The following is a 20,091-nucleotide window of genomic DNA, read 5'->3' as shown; positions in this document are numbered from 1 at the left end:
CTTTTGCTGCTCGGACTCCTCCAGTTCCTGGTCGACGCGGTCGCCTATTTCTGCGTCTTGATCCTGGTCGCCATCGGCGTCGGCTATCTCGTGGTCATCGGCCGGTTCCTCTACGATTGGCTGCGCGGCGCGCGCGACCCGCAGGCGCCGGCGGTTGCGGACACGGATTTGCCGCATGTTCTGTTGCAGATCCCCGTTTTCAACGAGCCGCTTGTCACCGAGCAATCCTTGCGCTGCGTCGCCCAACTCGACTGGCCGAAGGATAAGTTGCGAATCCAGCTTCTCGACGATTCGACCGACGAGACGACCGCGCGCGCCGCGGCCGTCGCGGAGGAATTGCGCGCCGATGGGACGGTTATCGACCATGTGCGGCGCACCGATCGCTCGGGCTTCAAGGCCGGGGCCTGCGCCCACGGGCTGACCCTGACCGATGAACCCTTCATCGCCATGCTGGACGCGGATTTCCGTCCCCCGGCGGATTGGCTCAAGCGGACCGTGCCGCTGTTCCTCACCGACCCGCGCGCCGGCTTCGTTCAGTCGCGCTGCGAATTCCAAAATTATGAGACCAATTGGCTCACGCGGGCGCAGGGCCTGATCCAGGACGGCCATTACATGGTCGAGCAGCGCTCCCGCGCGCTTGCCGGCTGGCTGTTCCAGTTCAACGGCACGGGCGGAATCTGGCGGCGCGCCACGATCGAGGACGCCGGCGGCTGGTCCGATTATTCGCTGTGCGAGGACCTCGACCTGACCGTGCGCGCAGAACTTAAAGGCTGGCGCGGCCTCTTCGTCTCCGAGCCGCCGATCCCCGGACAGGTGCCGGACGGCATCCGCGACTTCCGCCGGCAGCAGCGGCGCTGGTCCAACGGCTTCGTTCAGGTCGCGCAGAAGACGATCCTGCCGATCTGGGAGGCCCCCTGGCCGCTCGCCAAGCGGGTGATGGCGATTTCGCTCATCGCGCACCAGATTTTCTTCCCGGCGGCGGCGATCGGGCTCATCGCCTTCGTCGTCGGGGCGCTGTTGCACGGCTCGTTCGAGCCTTATTTGGGGCTTCTCGAACTCGTCGGCGTGATGACGCTGCTGGTGGCGCTCGGCATTACGCTCGCCCCCTACCTTGCGCTGAAACGCGGCACGGTGGCCGATTACGCCAAGACCGTGGGCTCGGTGCCGCCGCTGTTCATCTATCTCGCCTTCGCCAATGGCGCGAAGATCCTGCAGACGCTGCGGGGTCGCAAATCGACCTTCAAGCGCACGCCCAAGCAGGAGACGGCGACGGCCGACGCGGCGACCGTGGAGGTCGAGGCGGAGTAACGGGAGACGCCGGCATGCGGCCGAGCGCGAATGGGCGAATCTGGACCGTCTTGGGTCTGGCGAGCCTTGCCGGCCTTTACGGCCTCCCAGTGCGCGCGGAGGGGCCGCTGATGATCGTCGGCTGCGCCGAACAGAGAGGGTTCTCTTTCTATGACGAGCCCGGCCACCAATCGGACCGTCCGTATATTCTGCTGCGCAACAAAGCAACAAAGAGGACTCGAAGGAGTTTTTCCGCATCTACGCCGACGCCGCCGCGACCAAGACGCAGCCATGGCCTTCCGCCGGCGCCGTGACGGCGGCGATTGTCCCGCAGCGGACGTTCGACTGGATCGCGGGGCTGGCGCGCCCCATCGTCGTCGAGGCCCGGCGGTCGGGTTTCACCACGATCATCATCCGCACCGCCGTCGCAGCGGAGAAATGCCCCTGAAAGCGGGGTTTCACTCGAGGCGCGCGGGGGCCTCGAAAGCGCCCTTGTCGGTCACCACGGTCACTGTCGCGTCCGCGCCTTTCGGATTTTGGCCGGCTGAGAACAGCGTCAACAAGAACGCTGAGCCGTCGGACTTGCTCTCGATGAAGAGCGGCTCCTGAACCTCCGCAAAAACGTCCTGCGCCTTGCCGGGACCCGCGACGCTCAGCCGCCAGGCGCCGTCGGCGGCCTTGCTGATCGAGAGCCGCTTCCCGGCCTCGGCGGCGCCGATCTTGGCCGGCACGCGCTTTTCCGCGGCCGCGATCGTCGCGGCGAAAGGCGAGGCGCCGGACTGCGGCAGAGCGAGGGACAGCTCCGCCTTCGCCGGCAAGCAGATTTTGCCGCAGGCGGCGTAGTCGAGCCTCATGGCGAGCGTCACCGGCGCCTTTGGGTTCTTCGGGGTGATTGTCAGCGGAAAGACGACGGTCTCGTCATAGCCGGCGACGACCGAGCCCGCTTCGTCGATATGTTTCGGCGCGGGGAAAGCGGTTTCGATTTTTGCAACATTCGTCGATTTCGAGAAATCGAAAACCGGCGGCGTGCCGGCCTCGCCCGGCTGACGCCAATAGGTGACCGTCTTGGGCGCGAGAGCGATTTCGACGCCGGCGCGATAGGCGCCGCCCTGTATCGGGCCGGCCGAGAGCAGGCGGACGGCGGAGATGGTTCCTTTCGCGGGGGCCGTCGCAAAGTCGGAGTCGGCGGCGCGGGCCGGGCCGACGGCCAAGGCGGCGAGGGCGATGAAAGCGGCGGGAACGGCGCCGCGGACGGACTTGAGCGTAAGATTGGGCATGGTCTTTGACGATTGATTGGACCCGATCTTCTTTCACGCCGCTTGTTAAGGGGGCGTTGCGGGCGTAGCATGACCCTATGAGCGGACTGCACAGGAAGCAAGAAGCGGCGAGACCGGAACGATTCGTGGAGAGCGGCGGGCGCCGGTTTCTTGACGGACAGCTTTTGGTCGCCATGCCCGGGATGGCGGACGAGCGCTTCGCGCGCTCGGTCATTTATCTCTGCGCGCATTCGGAAGACGGCGCGATGGGCATTGTCGTCAATCAGCCGTCGCGGGTGAAGAACTTCCCGGAATTGCTGGTGCAGCTTCAGGTGATCGCCCCGCAGGAGCGCATCAGCCTGCCGCGCGGCGCGGAAGAGATCCAGGTGCTGTCCGGCGGGCCGGTTCAGACGGATCGCGGCTTCGTGCTGCATACGCCCGACTTCTTCCTCGATAATTCCACGCTCCCCATCGACGACGGCGTGTCGCTCACCGCCACGGTCGACATTCTGCGCGCCATCGCCGCCGGAGAGGGGCCGAATCGGGCGCTGTTGGCGCTGGGTTACGCTGGCTGGGACGCCGGCCAGCTCGAAGACGAAATCCAGCGCAACGGCTGGCTGCACTGCCCTGCCGATCCGGCGCTGCTGTTCGACCGGGATCTTCCCAGCAAATACACGCGCGCGCTGCGGTCCATGGGCGTCGATCTGGAGCGGCTGTCGTCGAGCGCGGGTCACGCTTAGGCGGCCCCAGCCTTCTCCTTCTCCTTGCGAGACCGCTTTCGCCTTTCGGCGCGGAGAGCTTGGACAAGCCGGCCATGACGGCTGGCGGGACGCGCCCTTTTCAGCGCCTTGCCCGGCCTCGCGCCGGGCAATCTGGGACCATTAGCCGGACCCTCACGGCGCCGGATTGCTGTGCAGCTGGTGAATCGCGTCGATACGTTTCTCTATCTCGGGCGTGATCGAGAGCCGCATCGAGTCCAGATCTGTTCTAAGCTGCGCCATCGTTGTGGCCCCGATGATGTTCGACGTCACGAAGGGCCGCGACGTCACATAGGCGATCGCGAGTTGCGCCGGATCGGCCCCGAGGTCGCGGGCGAGCGCGAGATAGGCGTCGATCGCCGCCGCCACCCCCGGCTTTTCATAGCGCTGGGCGCGTTCGAAGAGCGTCGTGCGCGCGCCGGGCGGGCGGGCGCCGCCCTGATATTTCCCGGTGAGATAACCTTGCGCGAGCGGCGAATAGGCGAGCAGCCCGACCTGTTCGCGCTCGGAAAATTCCGCGAGCCCCATCTCGAAGGTGCGGTTGAGCAGGTTATAGGCGTTCTGGATCGAAACGACGCGGGGGCCGTGTCCAAGCTCGGCGGCGCGCAGAAAGCGCGCGACGCCCCAGGGCGTTTCATTGGAGAGGCCGATATGGCGGACCTTGCCGGCCTTCACCAGTTCATCGAGCGCCGCGAGCGTTTCCTCGATCGGGACCTCGGCCCGGCTGGACGGGCGCCGATAGGTCGTGCCGCCAGCGCCCCACAGCGGCAGGGAGCGGTCGGGCCAGTGCAACTGATAAAGATCGACGTAGTCGGTCTGCAGGCGCTCCAGCGAGCGCTCGATGGCGAAATGAATGTTCTGGCGGTCGAGGACGGACTTGGCGCCGTCGTCGCGCAACCAGCTTGCGTCGCCTCGGCCGGCGACTTTCGTCGCGATGATCACCTTGTCGCGGTTCTTTCGCGCCGCGAGCCAGGAGCCGATGATGCGTTCGGTCGATCCCTGCGTCTCGGGTCGCGGCGGGATCGAATAGATTTCCGCTGTGTCGACGAAATTGACCCCTTGCGCAAAGGCGTAGTCGAGCTGCTCATGCCCTTCCTTCTCCGTATTCTGCTGACCCCAGGTCATGGAGCCGAGGCAAATCGCCGAAACGGAGAGATCGGTGCGTCCGAGTTTTCGGTAATCCATCATCTCAACCTAACGTAAAAATTGACTCGATTGCAGCGCGAGCCGCAGCTCGAAGCTGTGAAGCTGGGTGAAAGTCGGGAGGAGCCAGTTCCGGATCGCCGCCCGCACGACGAGCGACATGGCCGCAGGCGGTTCACGCAGGAAGTTGGACAGCGAGAACTCGGGATTGTCGAGAAACCTCACGATCGGCCGCTCGAGCTTGGGAATGACCAGCCTGCCGCGCGCCCGATAGCTGGCGAGCGTCTCGCGCGCGTCGAAGCCCAGCGGCGAGGCGCCCTCGTTGTGGACGACGCTCACCCACAGGTCCGGCCAGGTCGTAGTGAGGAGGCGGCAATTGTTCGCCGCCATCTGCGACATGTCGGCCTGGAAGAGAACAATGGGCATGACCGCGCTGCGCGCCGCCTCCTCCAGAAAGCCGATTTCCGCGATGGTGGCGAAGAGACGATCGAAGGAGCGGCTCCAGACGTCGACGATTTTCGGCCGTTCGTCAGCGATCAGCAACTGGTCGAAAAGCGCGATCTGGCCGCGTACGTCGTAAATGTCGACGATCCGCGACAGCTCGGGAAAGCGTTGGGCATAGGACGGTTCGCGGGCGTCCGTGTCGAAACCGTCGACCGGAACGCCGCGCGAAAGGTAGTAGTCGGTCAGCAGGCGCGCGGTGGTTGTAACGCCAGTGCGCGAATGGGGCGAACAGACAAAGTAGACGAGCGTGCGGCGACTCATATGACCCTCGCGGACGAGGCGGCGCCGCCTTCGCCTTACGCCTTGGCTGCCCCGTTGATGAGGTCGAGAAGGCCGACCCGCTCGAATTCATCCGCGACCCGAGCGAGCCAGGTGCGGACATAACCGCGCAGGACGAAAGAGTGATCCGCGGGCTCGCCATCCGCCGTCTGATTGGCGATGAAGACCGAATAGGGCGCTCCCGCCAGCTCGACCTGCTCATAGGCGAGTTCGCCGAGCTTGGGGATGGTGATTTCGCCCGTCGTGGTCACTTCCTCGAAGTAGCGCGCATGGGTCTGCGGGTCCCATTCGAAGAAGGTCGTGTCGTTCACATGGTTTTTCACCATGAAATAATTCGCGTCCGTCATATAGGGCGCGATCTCCGCGATCTCGTCGAGCGAGGCGATCGACGGGCCGATGACATGCAGCAGGATGAAACGGAATTCGCCCGCCTTCACCGCGTCGAAAAAGCCGATTTCGTCCAGGGCCTCGAGCGCGGGGCTCAGCCCGCCGGCGCGCACGTCGATGACGCTCACCTTTGCTTGCGCCGAGTTCAGCGTATCGATGATCTTCATCTGATCGGCCGTCGAGGTCAGATCGACGATCATGGTCTCGTCCGGATGGAACCGGTGAAGCGTGCCGCGCGGCGTCTCCGTGTCGAAGGCGCGGGCCTCGATATCGTTGAGCGACAGAAAGTCGAGGATGGCCCGCGCGATCGTCGTCTTGCCGACGCCGCCCTTGTCCGCGCCCACGACAATCACCGCCGGCCGGACATCGGCGACGGGGGCCTTCGCGGCGGCCGCCTTGGGCGCGGGCTCACGCCGCGGCTCCGGCTCCGGCTTCGGAGACGGCGTTTGTTTTGCGGGTTTTATTGGTTTTTTTACCATGCGGTCTCCTGTGGCGCTTGAGCGTCGGCCGCTCGTGGACCCCTGATTCTTAGCAAACATATTTTAACCTTGCTTGTCATGCCCCAGCTTTCCCAGGCCTATTACACTGGTAATGGATGTGAAATAAATGATAGGGCGAATTTTGAAAGTGAATTGACTTCCGGGCGATTTAAGGTATCTAACCGTTCGAAATACAGAACGCCACAGCCGAGGGCGGCGTCGTTTCCGCAAATCGAAAAACGAGCGCATGAGTATTGCATTGGACATTGTCGACACGCGCGCTGCGCCGCTGGAGCCCGAGACGCCGTTTCTGCGCGTCGAGGACCGCAATGGCGTCGTTCATGAGCTCGCGGCCGTTGAAGGCTGGAGACTTATGGAAATCCTCCGCGATTACGGCATCGGTATGGAGAACACCTGCGGCGGCGCGCTCGCTTGCGCCGAATGTCACGTCGTGCTCGACGCCGTTTCCGCCGCCCGCGTGCCGCCGCCGCGCGAGGACGAGCTGGAAAAGCTCGACGAATTGCCGATGCTTTACGAAAATTCTCGCCTGAGCTGCCAGATCATCTGGTCGGACGAGATGACGGGGCTGTCGCTCAAACTGGCGCAGGAGACGTGATGCCGGCGCTCAAACATCCACAGATTTTACTGGCGTCCAATCTCACCGACGGGGAGGTGGTGTTTCTCGGGCCCTCGGGCTGGGAGCGCGATCACGTCAAAGCGCGCGTCGCGCACGACAAGGACGAGGCGGCGGCGCTGGAGGCCTTCGGAAAAGCGGAGATCGCCGCCAATCGCGTCGTCGACGTTTATCTCGCCGACGTCGCCGTTGGCGCGGACGGCGTTCCGGCGCCGCTCCATTACCGAGAAAAAATGCGGGTCAAGGGACCGAGCGTGCGCCTCGATCTCGGCAAGCAGGCGGCGGGAGGCGCATGATGACCGCACATGATCCCAGTCTCGCCCGGCCCAATGCGCCGGTCACGACCTATCGCTACGACGCTTTTGACGCCGCTTTCGTGCGCGAGCGCGTCGCGGAATTTCGCGAGCAGGTGCGCCGGCGCCTCGAAGGCAAGTTGACGGAAGACGAGTTCCGTCCGTTCCGTCTGATGAACGGCCTCTACCTTCAGCTCCACGCCTATATGCTGCGCGTCGCCATTCCCTATGGCACGCTGACGGCGCTGCAGATGCGCCGCCTCGCCGATATCGCGGACAAATATGACCGCGGCTACGGCCATTTCACGACTCGCCAGAATCTCCAGTACAATTGGCCGAAGCTCGTCGACACGCCCGATATCCTCGAGGCGCTCGCCGAGGTCGAGATGCACGCGATCCAGACCTCCGGCAATTGCATCCGCAATGTGACCGCCGATCATTTCTCGGGCGTCGCCCCGGATGAAATCGAAGACCCGCGCCCGACAGCCGAATTCCTGCGCCAGTGGTCGAGCGCGCATCCGGAGTTTTCGTTCCTCCCGCGCAAATTCAAGATCGCCGTCACCGGCGCGGCGCAGGATCGCGCCGCGATCATGGTTCACGACATCGGCCTGGCGATCGTGAAGAACGACGCGGGCGAGATCGGCTATAAGGTGGTCGTCGGCGGCGGCCTCGGACGGTCGCCCTTCATCGGCAAGGTTATTCGCGACTTCGCGCCGCGCGCCGATCTCCTCGCCTATCTCGAAGCCATCATGCGCGTCTATAACCGCTTCGGCCGTCGCGACAACAAATACAAGGCGCGCATCAAGATCCTCGTGCACGAAAAGGGGATCGACGAGGTGCGCGCGGCCGTCGAGGCCGAATTCGCGGCGATGGACCGTTCCGTCTTCGCCTACGATCCTGCAGAATTCGACCGCATCGCCGCGTTTTTCGCGCCGCCGCCCTATGAGACGCTGCCGGCTGACTCGCAGAAGCTGCGCGCCGCCCGCGTCGAGCATCCCGCCTTCGGCAATTTCGTCGAGGTGAATGTCGCGCCCCACAAGATTCCAGGCTACGCCGTCGTCACCGTGTCGCTGAAGCCTATCGGCGGGATTCCCGGCGACGCCACATCGGCGCAGATGCGCGCGCTCGCCGAGGCGAGCGAGCGTTTCGGCTTCGGCGAATTGCGCGTCTCTCATGAGCAGAACATCATCCTGCCGCATGTGAAGCAGGACGATCTCTTCGACCTTTGGAAACTGCTCGACGCCGCCGGCCTCGCCACGGCCAACGCCGGGCTCGTCTCCGACATCATCTCCTGCCCCGGCCTCGATTACTGCTCGCTGGCGACGGCGCGCTCGATACCGATCGCACAGGCCATCTCGAAGCGCTTCTCGGATCTCTCTCGCCAGCGCCGCATCGGCAAGCTCGGGATCAAGATCTCCGGCTGCATCAACGCCTGCGGCCATCATCACGTCGGCGCGATCGGCATTCTCGGCCTCGAAAAGAAGGGCCAGGAATCCTACCAGATCACGCTGGGCGGCGATCCGACCTTTTCGGCGTCGATCGGCGAAATTCTCGGCCCCGGCGTGACGGCCGAGCAGGCGCCCGACGTGATCGAGCATCTCGTCGATTTCTATCTGGCCGAGCGCCACGAAGGCGAGACTTTCATCGAAACCTGGCGGCGCATCGGCCATGCGCGCTTCAAGGACGTGCTGAGACGGGAGGGCGAGGATGGCGCTGATATCTGACGGCCGCTTCATCGACGACGTCTGGCGCCGACTCGCCGAGGAGGAGGCGCTGCCCAAGAGCGGCAAGGTCATCGTGTCGCTCGCGCGGCTCGACCATGCGATCGAGGTTCACGGACCCGGCGTCGATCTGGGCGTCATCGCGCCCAACACGACGGACCCCGCGGCGCTCGCCGACGCGCTGCCGAAACTGGGCCTCGTTTCGATCGTTTTCCCGGCCTTTGCCGACGGGCGCGGCTTTTCGCTGGCGCGCCTTCTGCGTCGCGCCGGTTTTGCGGGCGAATTGCGCGCGAGCGGGCGACTGCTCGCTGATCAATATGCCCATGCGCTCGGCTGTGGCTTCGACACGGTGGAAATCCCCGACGACATCGAGGCGCGGCAGGACGAGACGCAATGGCGCGCCGCGCGCGACGCGCACGCCCGCACCTATCAGCGCGGCTATGTCGCGCCGGGCTCCATTCTCGACGCGCGGCGAAAGGCGGCGGCGCAATGACGGCCTCCATTCCCGAGATTCTCGCGCCGCGGCTGCTGCCGCTCGATCTCGATCACCGGCTGCAGCTCGTGCGCGAACTCATCCCTGGCCGCATCGTCTTCACGACGAGTTTCGGCATAGAGGATCAGTTCATTACCCATTCCATCTTCACCCAGGGTCTCGACATCGACGTCGCGACGATCGACACGGGCCGCCTCTTTCCCGAAACCTATGCGCTTTGGGAAGACACGGAGGCGCGCTACGCCCGCCGCATCCGCGCCGCCTATCCGCCGACCGAGCCGCTCGAAAAGCTCGTCGAGGAACAGGGCGTCAACGGATTCTACAAATCCGTCGAGGCGCGCAAGGCCTGCTGCCATGTGCGCAAGGTCGAGCCGCTCGGCCGGCTTCTCCATGGCGTTTCCGGCTGGATCACCGGTCTGCGGGCCGATCAGTCGGCGGCGCGGGCCGACGTCGCCATGATCGCTTTCGACACAAACTACAGGACGATCAAGATCAACCCGGTTCTCGATTACACGCGCGACGCCATCGCCGCCGCGACGGAAGAGTTCTCCATCCCTGTGAACGCGCTGCACGCACATGGCTTTCTCTCCATTGGCTGCGCGCCCTGCACGCGCGCCGTCAAGCCCGGCGAGGACGAACGCGCCGGCCGCTGGTGGTGGGAGCAGGACGACAAGAAGGAATGCGGCCTGCATGTCGGCGAAGACGGAGTTCTGCGCCGCGGCTCGGCCCCGAAATCGCCGGAGGCGTTCCAATGACGGCGCTGCCCACACGCTCGCTCGGCCATCTCGACCGGCTCGAAGCGGAAAGCATTCACATCATGCGCGAGGCTGTCGCCGAATGCGAACGGCCCGTGATGTTGTTCTCGGTCGGCAAGGATTCCATGGCGATGCTGCATGTCGCCATGAAGGCCTTCTACCCGTCGAAGCCGCCCTTCCCGTTGATGCATATCAACACGACATGGAAGTTCAGGGAGATGATCGACTTTCGCGACCGCATCGCGAAAGAGTGGGGCCTCGAGCTTATCGAATACATCAATCCCAGGGGGATTGAGATGAACATCAGCCCCTTCGTTCATGGCTCGAAGCTTCATACCGAGATCATGAAGACCGAGGCGCTGAAGCAGGCGCTCGACAAATATAAATTCGACGCGGCCTTTGGCGGCGCGCGCCGTGACGAGGAAAAATCGCGCGCCAAGGAGCGCGTGCTGTCCTTCCGCACAGCGCAGCATCGCTGGGATCCAAAGAACCAGCGCCCGGAATTCTGGCGTCTCTACAATACGCGCAAGGCGCCGGGCGAAAGCCTGCGCATTTTCCCCATGTCGAATTGGACGGAAGCGGACATCTGGGACTATATCGCGCGCGAGAACATCCCCGTCGTGCCGCTCTATTTCGCCAAGGAACGGCCCGTCGTGCGCCGGAGCGGCACGCTGATCATGGTCGAAGACGACCGCCTGCAGCTCGAGCCGAGCGAGGTCGTGGAGCACAAGAAAGTGCGTTTTCGCACCCTAGGTTGCTATCCCCTGACCGGCGGCATTGAGAGCGAGGCGGAGACGCTCGACGAAATCATCACCGAAATGCGCGAGAGCCGCTCCTCCGAGCGGCAGGGCCGCCTCATCGACCATGACGGCTCGAGCTCGATGGAACAGAAAAAGCAGGAAGGGTATTTCTGACATGCAGGGCGTCGAGCTCATCGAAGGCGCCGCCCAGACGGCCGTCGCGCGTGTTCCAGCCGACAAGCCGCTGCTGCGCTTCATCACCTGCGGCTCGGTCGACGACGGCAAGTCGACGCTGATCGGACGCCTGCTCTATGACGCCGATCTCGCGCCCGACGATCTGATCGCCGCGCTCGAGGCCGATTCGAAGAAGCACGGGACGCAGGGCGACGATCTCGATTTCGCATTGCTCGTCGACGGCCTCGCCGCGGAGCGCGAACAGGGCATCACCATCGACGTCGCCTATCGCTATTTCGCGACCGACAAGCGCAAGTTCATTGTCGCCGACACGCCCGGCCACGAGCAATATACGCGCAATATGGCGGTCGGCGCCTCGACGGCCGATCTCGCCATCCTGCTCGTCGACGCGCGCAAGGGCATCCTGCCGCAGACGCGCCGGCACAGCGTCATCACCTCCATGTTCGGGGTGCGCCATGTCGTCGTCGCCGTCAACAAGATGGACCTCGTCGACTACAGCGAGGAGACCTTCCGCAAGATCGAAGCGGATTTTCGCGACTTCGCCAAGCATCTGCGCTTCGCCTCCGTCTATGTCCTGCCGCTCGTCGCCAAGGACGGCGACAATCTGGTGCATGGCGCCAAGACCATGCCCTGGCACGACGGCCCGCCGCTCTTGACCTATCTTGAAGGCGTAGCGGTCGAGGACGTGATGCGCATCGCGCCCTTCCGCATGCCGGTGCAATGGGTGAACCGTCCCAATCTCGACTTCCGCGGCTTCTCCGGCTTCATCAGCGGCGGCAATATCCGGCCCGGCGACATCGTCCGCATTCTGCCGGCCGGGCGCGACACGCGCATTTCCCGCGTCGTGACTTACGACGGCGATCTCGACAGCGCAGTCTCGGGCCAATCGGTGACGATCACGCTCACGGAGGAAATCGACTGCTCGCGCGGCGATCTGTTGAGCTCGCCCGTGTCGCCGGCGAAGGTCGGCGACCGGCTGGAGGCGAAGTTGCTGTGGCTCGTGCGCGAGCCGCTCTCGATCGGCAAGAGCTATCTCCTGAAGATCGGCGCGAAGACGACGCCGGCCAATGTTACGGCGGTCGACGCGCGCATCGAGATCGAAACGGGCCTCGCGGCGCCGATCCCTTCGGACGAGACGCTGGCCTTCAACGAGATCGGCGAGGCGAGACTCTCGCTCGAGACCGTCGTGGCCTGCGATCCCTATGTCGAGAACCGCGAGACGGGCGGCTTCATTCTGATCGATCGCATCACCAATGAAACCGTGGCCGTCGGCATGGTGAAGACGGTCGCGGCCTCGGATCGTCGCGCCGAGACGCCGCTCACCGATCTGAGCTACGCCTCCATGGAAGGCGTCGCGATCGAGCGCGAGAGCTACCGCCCCGCGCCGAAGCGCAGCCTCGCCAAGGCTGTCACCTGGCTTTTGCCGGCGGGCGTCTCGACCTTCTTGGTCGTCTACGCCTTTCTGGAAGACGCCGCCCGCGCGGCGGAGATTGCAGGCGTGCAAGTCGGCGTGATGTTTGTGCTCTATTATCTTCATGAGCGCATCTGGACGCGCTACGCTTATGGCCTGGAGAGCGACAAGCCGCCGCCGGCGAATGATCCGGGGATTTAAAGGTTCAGCCGCTTCAGTCCCTCCCCGCAAAGGGGAGGGCGAGCGCATTCTTAGTGCGCTTCGTCCCAATCATGGGCGGCGCGGGCGTCGACCTTCAGCGGCACGCTGAGGTCGACGGCGGGGAGCGGCGCCTGCTCCATCACCCGGCGCGCGACGGCGATCGTTTCTTCGGCTTGCGCCCTCGGCGCCTCGAAAACGAGTTCGTCGTGCACCTGCAAGAGCATTTGCGCCGCAAGGCCCGCCTCGGCGAGCGCGGCGTCCATGCGCGTCATCGCGCGGCGGATGATGTCGGCGGCCGCGCCCTGGATCGGGGCGTTGATCGCCGCACGCTCATAGAAGGCGCGGTCAGAAGGGTTGGCCGACGCCATGCGCGGGAAATGCAGCGCGCGGCCGAAGATCGTCGTCACGCACATTTTCTCGCGCACGATCTTTTTGGTTGCGTCCATGTAGTCGCGAATGCCGGGGAAGCGCTCGAAATAGCGCTTGATATAGGCGCCAGCCTCTTCGCGTGGGATGGAGAGCTGATTGGCGAGGCCGAAGGCCGAAATGCCGTAGATAATGCCGAAATTGATCGCCTTGGCGCGGCGGCGGACCTCCGGCGGCATGCCCGCAACCGGCACGCCGAACATTTCGGAGGCCGTCATGGCGTGAATGTCGATATCGTCGGCGAAAGCCTGTCTGAGTTGCGGAATGTCGGCGATATGCGCCAGCAGGCGCAGTTCGATCTGCGAGTAATCGGCGCTGATCAGCACATGGCCGGGGCTCGCGACGAAAGCCTTGCGGATCTTGCGTCCCGCCTCGTTGCGCACGGGAATGTTTTGCAGGTTTGGCTCTGATGACGAGAGCCGCCCCGTCGTCGTCGACGCGAGCGAATAGCAGGTGTGGACGCGGCCGGTTTCTTTGTTCACGAAGCCGGGCAGGGCGTCGGCGTAGGTGCTCTTGAGTTTCGACAATTGGCGCCAGTCGAGGATGCGACGGGAGAAGTCGTTGCCTTCGCTCGCCAGATCTTCGAGCACGCTCGCCGACGTCGACCAGGCGCCGGTCGCGGTTTTCTTGGCGCCGGGCAGGCCCATCTTGCCGAAGAGAATATCGCCGAGCTGCTTCGGCGAGCCGAGATTGAACGCTTCGCCCGCGAGGTCGAAAATCTCGGCCTCCAGACGCGCCATGTCCTGCGCGAACTCGCCCGAGAGCCGCGACAGCATGTGACGGTCGATCGTTATCCCGCGCCGCTCCATGCGGGCGAGCGTTTCGACCATCGGCCGCTCGAGCGTCTCGTAAACCGCGGTCTTCTGCTCCGCGGCGAGGCGGGGCTTGAGCGCGCGCCACAGGCGCAGCGCAACGTCGGCGTCCTCGGCGGCGTATTCCGTCGCGCGATCGAGGGGCACGCGCGCGAAACCTTTGAAGTTGCGGCCCGTCCCGGCGACTTCGCCGAAGGTGAGATTTTGATGGCCAAGATGTTTTTGCGCCAGTTCGTCGAGGCCGTGATTGTTGCGGCCGGCGTCGAGCGCGTAAGAGATCAGCATCGTGTCTTCGATCGGCGCGACGGTGACCCCGTAGCGGGCGAGCACGAGCAAATCATATTTCATATTGTGCGCCACCTTGAGGGTGGCGTCGTCCTCGAAAAGCGGCTTCAGCCTATCGAGCGCGGTCTCGAGCGGCATCTGGCCGGCGACGAGCTCCGCGCCGCCAAAGAGATCCCCGTCGCCCGCCTCGCGGTGCTGCAGAGGGATGTAACAGGCGCGGCCGGGCTCCAGCGCCAGCGAGACGCCGACAAGCTCGCAGCTCATCGGATCGAGCGAGGTCGTCTCGGTGTCGAGCGCCACGACTCCGGCGGCGAAGGCGTCGGCGATCCATTCGTCGAGCCGCGCAGGCGACAGCACCGTCTCATAGGTCGAGCGGTCGATCTTGGACGCGAGAGCGGCGGCCTTGCGCGCGGCCGCGAGCGTCGAGGGCGCGAAGGCGGCGGCGGCTTTCGCGGCTTCGGGTTCGGCTGTGCGCGTCGGCGCGGGCCGGGGCGCGTCGCTCACCTCGCCGTTGCGCGCCCGCCAGCCGGCGGCGCCGACGAAGTCGGGGTCGGGCTCGACCTCGTGGACATCGACGCCATAGAGCTCGCCGACGCGGCGGGTGATGGTCGTGAACTCCATCGCCTGCAAGAATGCAATCAGCTTTTTCGCGTCCGGCTGATGCAGGCCGAGGTCCTCGAGCTTGGTTTCGAGCGGCGCGTCGCGCACGAGCTCGACGAGCTGCTTGGAGAGGCGAATGAGCTTCACCGCCTCGGGATCGGTCAGGGCTTCGCGGCGCTTGGGCTGCTTGATGCCGGGCGCCTTCTCCAGAAGCGTGTCGAGATCGCCATATTCATGGATGAGCTGGGCGGCGGTCTTGACGCCGATGCCCTTTGCGCCCGGCACATTGTCGGTCGAGTCGCCGGCGAGCGCCTGCACGTCGACGACCTTATTGGGCGGGACTCCGAAATAATCGACGACCTCGGCTTCGGTGATCAGCCGTTCCTCGCGCGAGCCCTTTGCGCCCGCGGTTCCGGAAGCGGGATCGTACATGATGACGCCCGGCCCGACGAGCTGCATGAGGTCCTTGTCGGCCGAGACGATGAGAACGTCCGCGCCCTTTTTGCGAGCCTGCGCCGCATAGGTCGCGATGAGATCGTCGGCCTCATACATGTCCTGCTCGATCGGCGTGAGGCCGAAGGCGCGCACGGCGGCGCGCATGAGCGGAAACTGCGGGACGAGGTCTTCCGGCGGCTCGGTGCGGTGCGCCTTGTAGTCCGGATAGATGTCCTTGCGGAAGGACTTCTCGCTCTTGTCGAAGATGATGGCGAGATGGGTGGGCTTCGCCCCCGCCGCTCCCTCGCGCACGAATTGCAGAAGCTTGGTGCAAAAGAGCCGCACTGCGCCGGTCGGCAGGCGGTCGGAGCGATAATTGTATTTGGCGTCCTGGCGGATCGACTGGAAATAGGCGCGAAAGACGAAGGACGAGCCATCCACGAGAAAGACATGGCTGCCGGGGCCGACGGGTTTGTGCGTGAGGGTCATGGGTTCATTCTAGCGGGAATATGCCGATGAAGGCCACGATCTCTTCCCTCCCCCTTGCGGGGAGGGATGCGGCGCGCGATCGGCGTCGGGCGTTACCCCAGCCGCCCGAGCGCCGCGGTGAGCTTCTCGATGCGCGCCAGCGCTTCCTCGCGGCGCTCCTTGTGCTCTTCGATGACGTCCTCGTCGGCCTTGGCCATGAAGCCGGGATTGCCGAGCTTCGCCTCGACCTTCTTCGCCTCGCCCTCGAGCTTGGCGATTTCCTTGGCGAGGCGGGCCTTTTCGGCGGCGAGGTCGATCACGCCTTCGAGCGGCATGGCGACGACGCCGCCGCGCACGATGATCTGCGCCGAGGATTTGGGCGCGGCCTCGGCGAAGCCGACGCGGGAGAGACGCGCGAGCTTGCGGATCGTTTCATCCCAGCGTGAGGCGCGCGCCTGCACTTCGGCGTCGGCGCCGATGAGCAGAAGCTCGGTCTCGCTCGTTAGATTCATCTCCGCGCGCAGCGAGCGGATTTCCGAGACGAGGTCGACGACCCAGCCGATCTCGCTCTCGGCGAGCGCATCCTCGAGCCCGTGGAGGGATGGCCATTGGCTCAGCGCCAGCAGGCTCTCGCGCTTGGGCCCCTCGGCCCCCTTGATCGCCCACAGCTCCTCGGTGATGAAGGGCATGAAGGGATGCAGCAGCGCGTAAATCTGGTCGAGCACGAAGGCGGTCGTCGCCCGCGTCTCGTCCTTGGCGACGCCGTCGGGGCCGGTGAGCAGCGGCTTCGACAGCTCCACATACCAGTCGCAGAAGACGTTCCAGACGAAGCGATAGGCGGCGCCGGCCGCCTCGTTGAAGCGATAGGCGTCGATGGCGGCGGAGACCTCCTGCGCGGCGCGCGCCGCTTCGCCGACGATCCAGCGGTTGAGCGTGACCTGATTGGCCCGCGGGTCATAGCCCGAGACGCGCGCGCAGCCGTTCATCTCGGCGAAGCGCGAAGCGTTCCACAGCTTCGTCGCGAAATTGCGGTAGCCTTCGACGCGCTGGGTCGAGAGCTTGATGTCGCGGCCCTGCGCCGCCATGGCGGCGAGCGTGAAGCGCAGCGCATCGGCGCCGTATTCGTCGATCAAATGCAGCGGGTCGATGACATTGCCCTTCGACTTCGACATCTTCGCGCCCTTCTCGTCGCGGACGAGCGCGTGGATGTAGACGTCGCGGAAGGGGATCTCCTTCTTGAAGTGCAGGCCCATCATCATCATGCGGGCCACCCAGAAGAAGATGATGTCGAAGCCCGTGACGAGGACATTGGTCGGATAGAAACGGGCGAGCTCCGGCGTCTCGTCCGGCCAGCCGAGCGTCGAGAACGGCCAGAGCGCCGAAGAGAACCAGGTGTCGAGCACGTCTTCGTCGCGGGTGAGCGCCACTTTCTCGCCGGTGCGCGCGCGGGCGGCGGCGTGGGCCGCCTCTTCGCTCTCCTCGACATAGACATTGCCGTCGGCGTCGTACCAGGCCGGAATGCGATGACCCCACCACAGCTGGCGCGATACGCACCAAGGCTGAATATTGTCGAGCCACTCGAAGTAGGTCTTTTCCCAGTTCTTGGGCACGAAGCTGGTGCGGCCCTCGCGGACGGCGGCGAGCGCCGGTTGCGCCAGCGTCTTCGCGTCGACATACCATTGGTCCGTCAAGCGCGGCTCCAGCACGGCGTTGGAGCGGTCGCCATGCGGGACCATGTGCTTGTGGTCGTCGATTCCGTCGAGCAGGCCGCGCTCTTCCATCATCTCGACGACGCGCTTGCGGGCGACGAAACGATCCTGTCCGTCGAGTGCGGCGACAACGGCCGCGAGTTCGTCTGAGGGCGGCGTCCCCTCGTGAAACTCGGCGTTGGCGGCAAGCATCATGCGCGCCTGCGCGTCGAGCACATTGACGAGCCGCAGCCCATGCCGCTTGCCGACCTCGAAATCGTTGAAGTCATGCGCGGGAGTAATCTTCACCGCGCCCGTTCCCTTTTCGGGATCGGAATACTCGTCCGCAACCACCGGAATCAGACGGCCGACGAGCGGCAGGCGCAGCTTCTTGCCGACCAGCGCCTTGTAGCGCTCGTCTTCCGGATGCACGGCGACGGCGGTGTCGCCGAGCATCGTCTCGGGGCGCGTCGTGGCGACGACGATGAATTCGCCGGTCTCTTTGCCGTTGTCGTCGACAACGGGATATTTGAAGCGCCACAGATGGCCCTTCACTTCCTGCTGCAGCACTTCGAGATCGGAGATCGCCGTGTGCAGCGCCGGGTCCCAATTGACGAGGCGCTTGTCCTTGTAAAGGAGCCCGTCGCGATAGAGCTGCACGAAGACTTTCACGACTGCGCGCGACAGGCCGTCGTCCAGCGTGAACCGCTCCCGCGACCAGTCGCAGGAGGCGCCGAGGCGCTTCAACTGCTCGACGATCTGGCCGCCGGACTCCGCCTTCCATTCCCAGACGCGTTCGAGGAATTTCTCGCGGCCCATGGCGCGGCGGCCCTGCTCTTGCCGCTCCATGAGCTGGCGCTCGACCACCATCTGCGTCGCGATGCCGGCGTGGTCCGTGCCCGGCTGCCACAGCACGTCCTCGCCCTTCATGCGGTGGTGGCGCACGAGAATGTCCTGCAGCGTATTGTTGAGCGCATGGCCCATGTGCAGGCTGCCGGTGACGTTGGGCGGCGGGATAACGATGGAATAGGGCGCGGCCTGCGCGCGTTCGGGACGCCCGGCGCGGAAGGCCTGGGCCTCTTCCCAGGTTTCGCGGATGCGGCTCTCGATGGAGCGGGGGTCGAAGGTTTTTTCCATGGTCATCGGTAAAGCCGAACGCCTCAGTTACAAAAATCCCTCCCCTTTACGGGGAGGGTGGCCCGGCGAAGCCGGGTCGGGTGGGGTATAGGCCGCAACAGCGAGAAACTCGGAGCCGGACCCCACCCGGCTCGCTCCGCTCGCCACCCTCCCCGCTAAGGGGAGGGATGTGAGCGGAGAGATCGTCAGCGATCAGGCCAGCGCCTTCAGCGCGCTCCTGCCGGCGTAGATCGCCGCGTCGCCCAGCTCTTCCTCGATGCGGATGAGCTGGTTGTATTTGGCGGTGCGGTCGGAGCGGGCGAGCGAGCCGGTTTTGATCTGGCCGCAGTTCAGCGCCACCGCGAGATCGGCGATCGTCGAATCCTCGGTCTCGCCGGAGCGATGCGACATGACGCTGGTGTAGCCGGCGCGATGCGCCATATCGACCGCCGAGATCGTCTCGGTGAGCGAGCCGATCTGATTGACCTTGACGAGGATCGAATTGGCCGTGCCGGTCTTGACGCCCTGACTCAGGCGGGTGACGTTCGTCACGAAGAGATCGTCGCCGACGAGCTGCACCTTCTTGCCGATGGCGTCGGTGAGCTTCTTCCAGCCCTCCCAATCGTCTTCGGCCATGCCGTCCTCGATCGAGACGATCGGATAGTTATTGGCGAGCTTGGCGAGATAGGCGACCTGCTCGTCGATCGAACGCGTCACGCCCTCGCCTTCATAAACATATTTGCCGTCCTTGAAGAACTCGGTCGCGGCGCAGTCGGAGCCCAGCATCACGTCGACGCCCGGCTTGAAGCCCGCGGTCTCGATCGCCTTCATGATGAAGTCGAGCGCCGCTTCGGCGGAAGGAAGATTGGGCGCGAAGCCGCCCTCGTCGCCGACCGAGGTCGAATGGCCGGCCTTCTTCAACGCGCTTTTCAGCGTGTGGAAAATCTCCGCGCCCCAGCGGATCGCGTCGCGGACGTTATCGGCGCCCGTCGGTAGAACCATGAATTCCTGGAAGTCGATCGGGTTGTCGGCATGGACGCCGCCATTGACGATGTTCATCATCGGGGTCGGCAGGACGCGCGCCTGCGTGCCGCCGACATAGCGGTAGAGCGGCAGGGCGGAGGCTTCCGCGGCGGCCTTGGCGACGGCGAGCGAGACGCCGAGAATGGCGTTGGCGCCGAGGCGCGACTTGTTCGGCGTGCCGTCGAGCCGGATCATGGCCTGGTCGATGCCGACCTGGTCCTCGGCGTCGAGGCCGAGCAGCGCGCCGGCGATCTCGTCATTCACATTGTCGACGGCCTGCAGGACGCCTTTGCCGAGGTAGCGCTTGGGATCGCCGTCGCGCTTCTCCACGGCCTCATGTGCGCCCGTCGAGGCGCCCGAGGGGACCGCCGCGCGGCCGGAAGACCCGTCTTCGAGCGTCACATCGACCTCGACGGTTGGATTCCCGCGCGAGTCGAGAATTTCACGGGCGTGGATGTCGATGATCTCGGTCATGTGAAGGGCCTCTTTTGGGTGCGCCGCGGAGCAGCGCCGCCTTTTAGCCTTATTAGCCGGCGCGGGAAAGCCTTGGCGCGCGTTATGAGCGGCATTTCGGGACGCCCCTGCCGCAGGCCCGCGGGAAAGCGGTTGACTGGCGCGGGTCGGGGGCTACCTTGAGCTTTATCAAGAAAAAACGCGAGTCGGCCGAGCTTTGCTCAGCGTCACGCCGAAAAAGACAAGAGC

The 20,091-nt window shown here is 64.9% G+C and carries 17 protein-coding genes; 9 read left to right on the top strand and 8 right to left on the bottom strand.

The features are described from left to right. The first annotated feature begins 6 nt into the window (after window positions 1-6). Window positions 7-1,308 (top strand): glycosyltransferase family 2 protein, encoded by a 1,302-nt coding sequence (locus RVU70_RS04705; RefSeq protein ID WP_405044873.1) that lies wholly within the window; start codon window positions 7-9, stop codon window positions 1,306-1,308. A 237-nt stretch (window positions 1,309-1,545) separates the two neighbouring features. Here RVU70_RS04705 and RVU70_RS04700 read toward each other — a convergent pair whose 3' ends face one another. Both RVU70_RS04700 and RVU70_RS04695 read right to left on the bottom strand, forming a co-directional pair. Then, window positions 1,546-1,749: a hypothetical protein gene (locus RVU70_RS04700; RefSeq protein WP_363349919.1), complete on the bottom strand. Its 204-nt coding sequence runs from the start codon at window positions 1,747-1,749 to the stop codon at window positions 1,546-1,548. Further along, a complete protein-coding gene (locus RVU70_RS04695) occupies window positions 1,746-2,564 on the bottom strand; it encodes a protein-disulfide reductase DsbD domain-containing protein (protein ID WP_363349918.1) in 819 nt (272 codons plus the stop codon). Before RVU70_RS04695 ends, RVU70_RS04700 begins: the two co-directional genes overlap by 4 nt. A 77-nt stretch (window positions 2,565-2,641) precedes the next feature. Between RVU70_RS04695 and RVU70_RS04690 the strand changes: the two genes are divergently transcribed. Beyond that, a complete protein-coding gene (locus tag RVU70_RS04690; RefSeq protein WP_363349917.1) occupies window positions 2,642-3,283 on the top strand; it encodes a YqgE/AlgH family protein in 642 nt (213 codons plus the stop codon). Between the two features lie 153 nt (window positions 3,284-3,436). Here RVU70_RS04690 and RVU70_RS04685 read toward each other — a convergent pair whose 3' ends face one another. From RVU70_RS04685 to RVU70_RS04675, 3 genes are read right to left on the bottom strand one after another with little or no spacing between them, the layout of a single operon-like run. Beyond that, window positions 3,437-4,486, bottom strand: a complete 1,050-nt coding sequence (locus tag RVU70_RS04685; protein ID WP_363351221.1) for an aldo/keto reductase — start codon at window positions 4,484-4,486, stop codon at window positions 3,437-3,439. Between the two features lie 9 nt (window positions 4,487-4,495). Beyond that, on the bottom strand, window positions 4,496-5,209 hold the full coding sequence (locus tag RVU70_RS04680) for a hypothetical protein (RefSeq protein WP_363349916.1): 714 nt from the start codon (window positions 5,207-5,209) through the stop codon (window positions 4,496-4,498). Window positions 5,210-5,244: 35 nt separating this feature from the next. Beyond that, window positions 5,245-6,093, bottom strand: coding sequence for a hypothetical protein (locus tag RVU70_RS04675; protein ID WP_363349915.1), 849 nt, complete (start codon window positions 6,091-6,093; stop codon window positions 5,245-5,247). A gap of 247 nt (window positions 6,094-6,340) precedes the next feature. On the opposite strand from RVU70_RS04675, the gene RVU70_RS04670 reads away from it, so the two are divergent. The 7 genes from RVU70_RS04670 to cysN are packed head-to-tail and all read left to right on the top strand — an operon-like array spanning window position 6,341 to window position 12,536. Next, the gene (locus tag RVU70_RS04670; RefSeq protein ID WP_363349914.1) at window positions 6,341-6,709 is read left to right on the top strand and encodes a 2Fe-2S iron-sulfur cluster-binding protein; all 369 of its coding nucleotides are present in this window, start codon (window positions 6,341-6,343) and stop codon (window positions 6,707-6,709) included. Then, window positions 6,709-7,023 (top strand): DUF2849 domain-containing protein, encoded by a 315-nt coding sequence (locus tag RVU70_RS04665; RefSeq protein WP_363349913.1) that lies wholly within the window; start codon window positions 6,709-6,711, stop codon window positions 7,021-7,023. The genes RVU70_RS04670 and RVU70_RS04665 overlap by 1 nt, the downstream gene beginning before the upstream one ends. Continuing rightward, entirely contained in the window at window positions 7,023-8,744 is a 1,722-nt protein-coding gene (locus tag RVU70_RS04660; protein WP_363351219.1) for a nitrite/sulfite reductase, read from the top strand. Before RVU70_RS04665 ends, RVU70_RS04660 begins: the two co-directional genes overlap by 1 nt. Next, window positions 8,728-9,234, top strand: coding sequence for a DUF934 domain-containing protein (locus RVU70_RS04655; RefSeq protein ID WP_363349912.1), 507 nt, complete (start codon window positions 8,728-8,730; stop codon window positions 9,232-9,234). The genes RVU70_RS04660 and RVU70_RS04655 overlap by 17 nt, the downstream gene beginning before the upstream one ends. Further along, window positions 9,231-9,989 carry a phosphoadenylyl-sulfate reductase gene (locus tag RVU70_RS04650; protein WP_363349911.1) on the top strand — a complete coding sequence of 253 codons (759 nt, stop codon included), beginning with the start codon at window positions 9,231-9,233 and terminating at the stop codon, window positions 9,987-9,989. The genes RVU70_RS04655 and RVU70_RS04650 overlap by 4 nt, the downstream gene beginning before the upstream one ends. Further along, entirely contained in the window at window positions 9,986-10,903 is a 918-nt protein-coding gene (cysD, locus tag RVU70_RS04645) for a sulfate adenylyltransferase subunit CysD (RefSeq protein WP_363349910.1), read from the top strand. Before RVU70_RS04650 ends, cysD begins: the two co-directional genes overlap by 4 nt. A gap of 1 nt (window position 10,904) precedes the next feature. Then, window positions 10,905-12,536: a sulfate adenylyltransferase subunit CysN gene (gene cysN / locus RVU70_RS04640; protein WP_363349909.1), complete on the top strand. Its 1,632-nt coding sequence runs from the start codon at window positions 10,905-10,907 to the stop codon at window positions 12,534-12,536. A gap of 50 nt (window positions 12,537-12,586) precedes the next feature. Here the strand turns inward: cysN and polA are convergent, their stop codons facing one another. From polA to eno, 3 genes are all read right to left on the bottom strand, one after another. After that, entirely contained in the window at window positions 12,587-15,583 is a 2,997-nt protein-coding gene (gene polA / locus RVU70_RS04635) for a DNA polymerase I (protein WP_363349908.1), read from the bottom strand. Window positions 15,584-15,675: 92 nt separating this feature from the next. Beyond that, the gene (locus RVU70_RS04630; RefSeq protein ID WP_363351217.1) at window positions 15,676-18,387 is read right to left on the bottom strand and encodes a valine--tRNA ligase; all 2,712 of its coding nucleotides are present in this window, start codon (window positions 18,385-18,387) and stop codon (window positions 15,676-15,678) included. A gap of 192 nt (window positions 18,388-18,579) precedes the next feature. Next, entirely contained in the window at window positions 18,580-19,863 is a 1,284-nt protein-coding gene (gene eno / locus RVU70_RS04625) for a phosphopyruvate hydratase (RefSeq protein WP_363349907.1), read from the bottom strand. Window positions 19,864-20,091: the final 228 nt, after the last annotated feature.

This window comes from Methylocystis echinoides (genome assembly GCF_040687965.1).
In the GTDB taxonomy this organism is placed as follows: domain Bacteria; phylum Pseudomonadota; class Alphaproteobacteria; order Rhizobiales; family Beijerinckiaceae; genus Methylocystis; species Methylocystis echinoides_A.
Note: the sequence above shows the minus strand (reverse complement) of the source record. Positions and strands in the feature narration are given on the sequence as shown.

What these genes read in the sequence shown, in the direction of transcription:
- RVU70_RS04695 (WP_363349918.1), bottom strand. Translation starts at nt 2,564, where the DNA reads ATGCCCAATCTTACGCTCAAGTCCGTCCGCGGCGCCGTTCCCGCCGCT.
- RVU70_RS04690 (WP_363349917.1), top strand. Translation starts at nt 2,642, where the DNA reads ATGAGCGGACTGCACAGGAAGCAAGAAGCGGCGAGACCGGAACGATTC.
- RVU70_RS04685 (WP_363351221.1), bottom strand. Translation starts at nt 4,486, where the DNA reads ATGGATTACCGAAAACTCGGACGCACCGATCTCTCCGTTTCGGCGATT.
- RVU70_RS04680 (WP_363349916.1), bottom strand. Translation starts at nt 5,209, where the DNA reads ATGAGTCGCCGCACGCTCGTCTACTTTGTCTGTTCGCCCCATTCGCGC.
- RVU70_RS04675 (WP_363349915.1), bottom strand. Translation starts at nt 6,093, where the DNA reads ATGGTAAAAAAACCAATAAAACCCGCAAAACAAACGCCGTCTCCGAAG.
- RVU70_RS04670 (WP_363349914.1), top strand. Translation starts at nt 6,341, where the DNA reads ATGAGTATTGCATTGGACATTGTCGACACGCGCGCTGCGCCGCTGGAG.
- RVU70_RS04665 (WP_363349913.1), top strand. Translation starts at nt 6,709, where the DNA reads ATGCCGGCGCTCAAACATCCACAGATTTTACTGGCGTCCAATCTCACC.
- RVU70_RS04660 (WP_363351219.1), top strand. Translation starts at nt 7,023, where the DNA reads ATGACCGCACATGATCCCAGTCTCGCCCGGCCCAATGCGCCGGTCACG.
- RVU70_RS04655 (WP_363349912.1), top strand. Translation starts at nt 8,728, where the DNA reads ATGGCGCTGATATCTGACGGCCGCTTCATCGACGACGTCTGGCGCCGA.
- RVU70_RS04650 (WP_363349911.1), top strand. Translation starts at nt 9,231, where the DNA reads ATGACGGCCTCCATTCCCGAGATTCTCGCGCCGCGGCTGCTGCCGCTC.
- cysD (WP_363349910.1), top strand. Translation starts at nt 9,986, where the DNA reads ATGACGGCGCTGCCCACACGCTCGCTCGGCCATCTCGACCGGCTCGAA.
- cysN (WP_363349909.1), top strand. Translation starts at nt 10,905, where the DNA reads ATGCAGGGCGTCGAGCTCATCGAAGGCGCCGCCCAGACGGCCGTCGCG.
- polA (WP_363349908.1), bottom strand. Translation starts at nt 15,583, where the DNA reads ATGACCCTCACGCACAAACCCGTCGGCCCCGGCAGCCATGTCTTTCTC.
- RVU70_RS04630 (WP_363351217.1), bottom strand. Translation starts at nt 18,387, where the DNA reads ATGGAAAAAACCTTCGACCCCCGCTCCATCGAGAGCCGCATCCGCGAA.
- eno (WP_363349907.1), bottom strand. Translation starts at nt 19,863, where the DNA reads ATGACCGAGATCATCGACATCCACGCCCGTGAAATTCTCGACTCGCGC.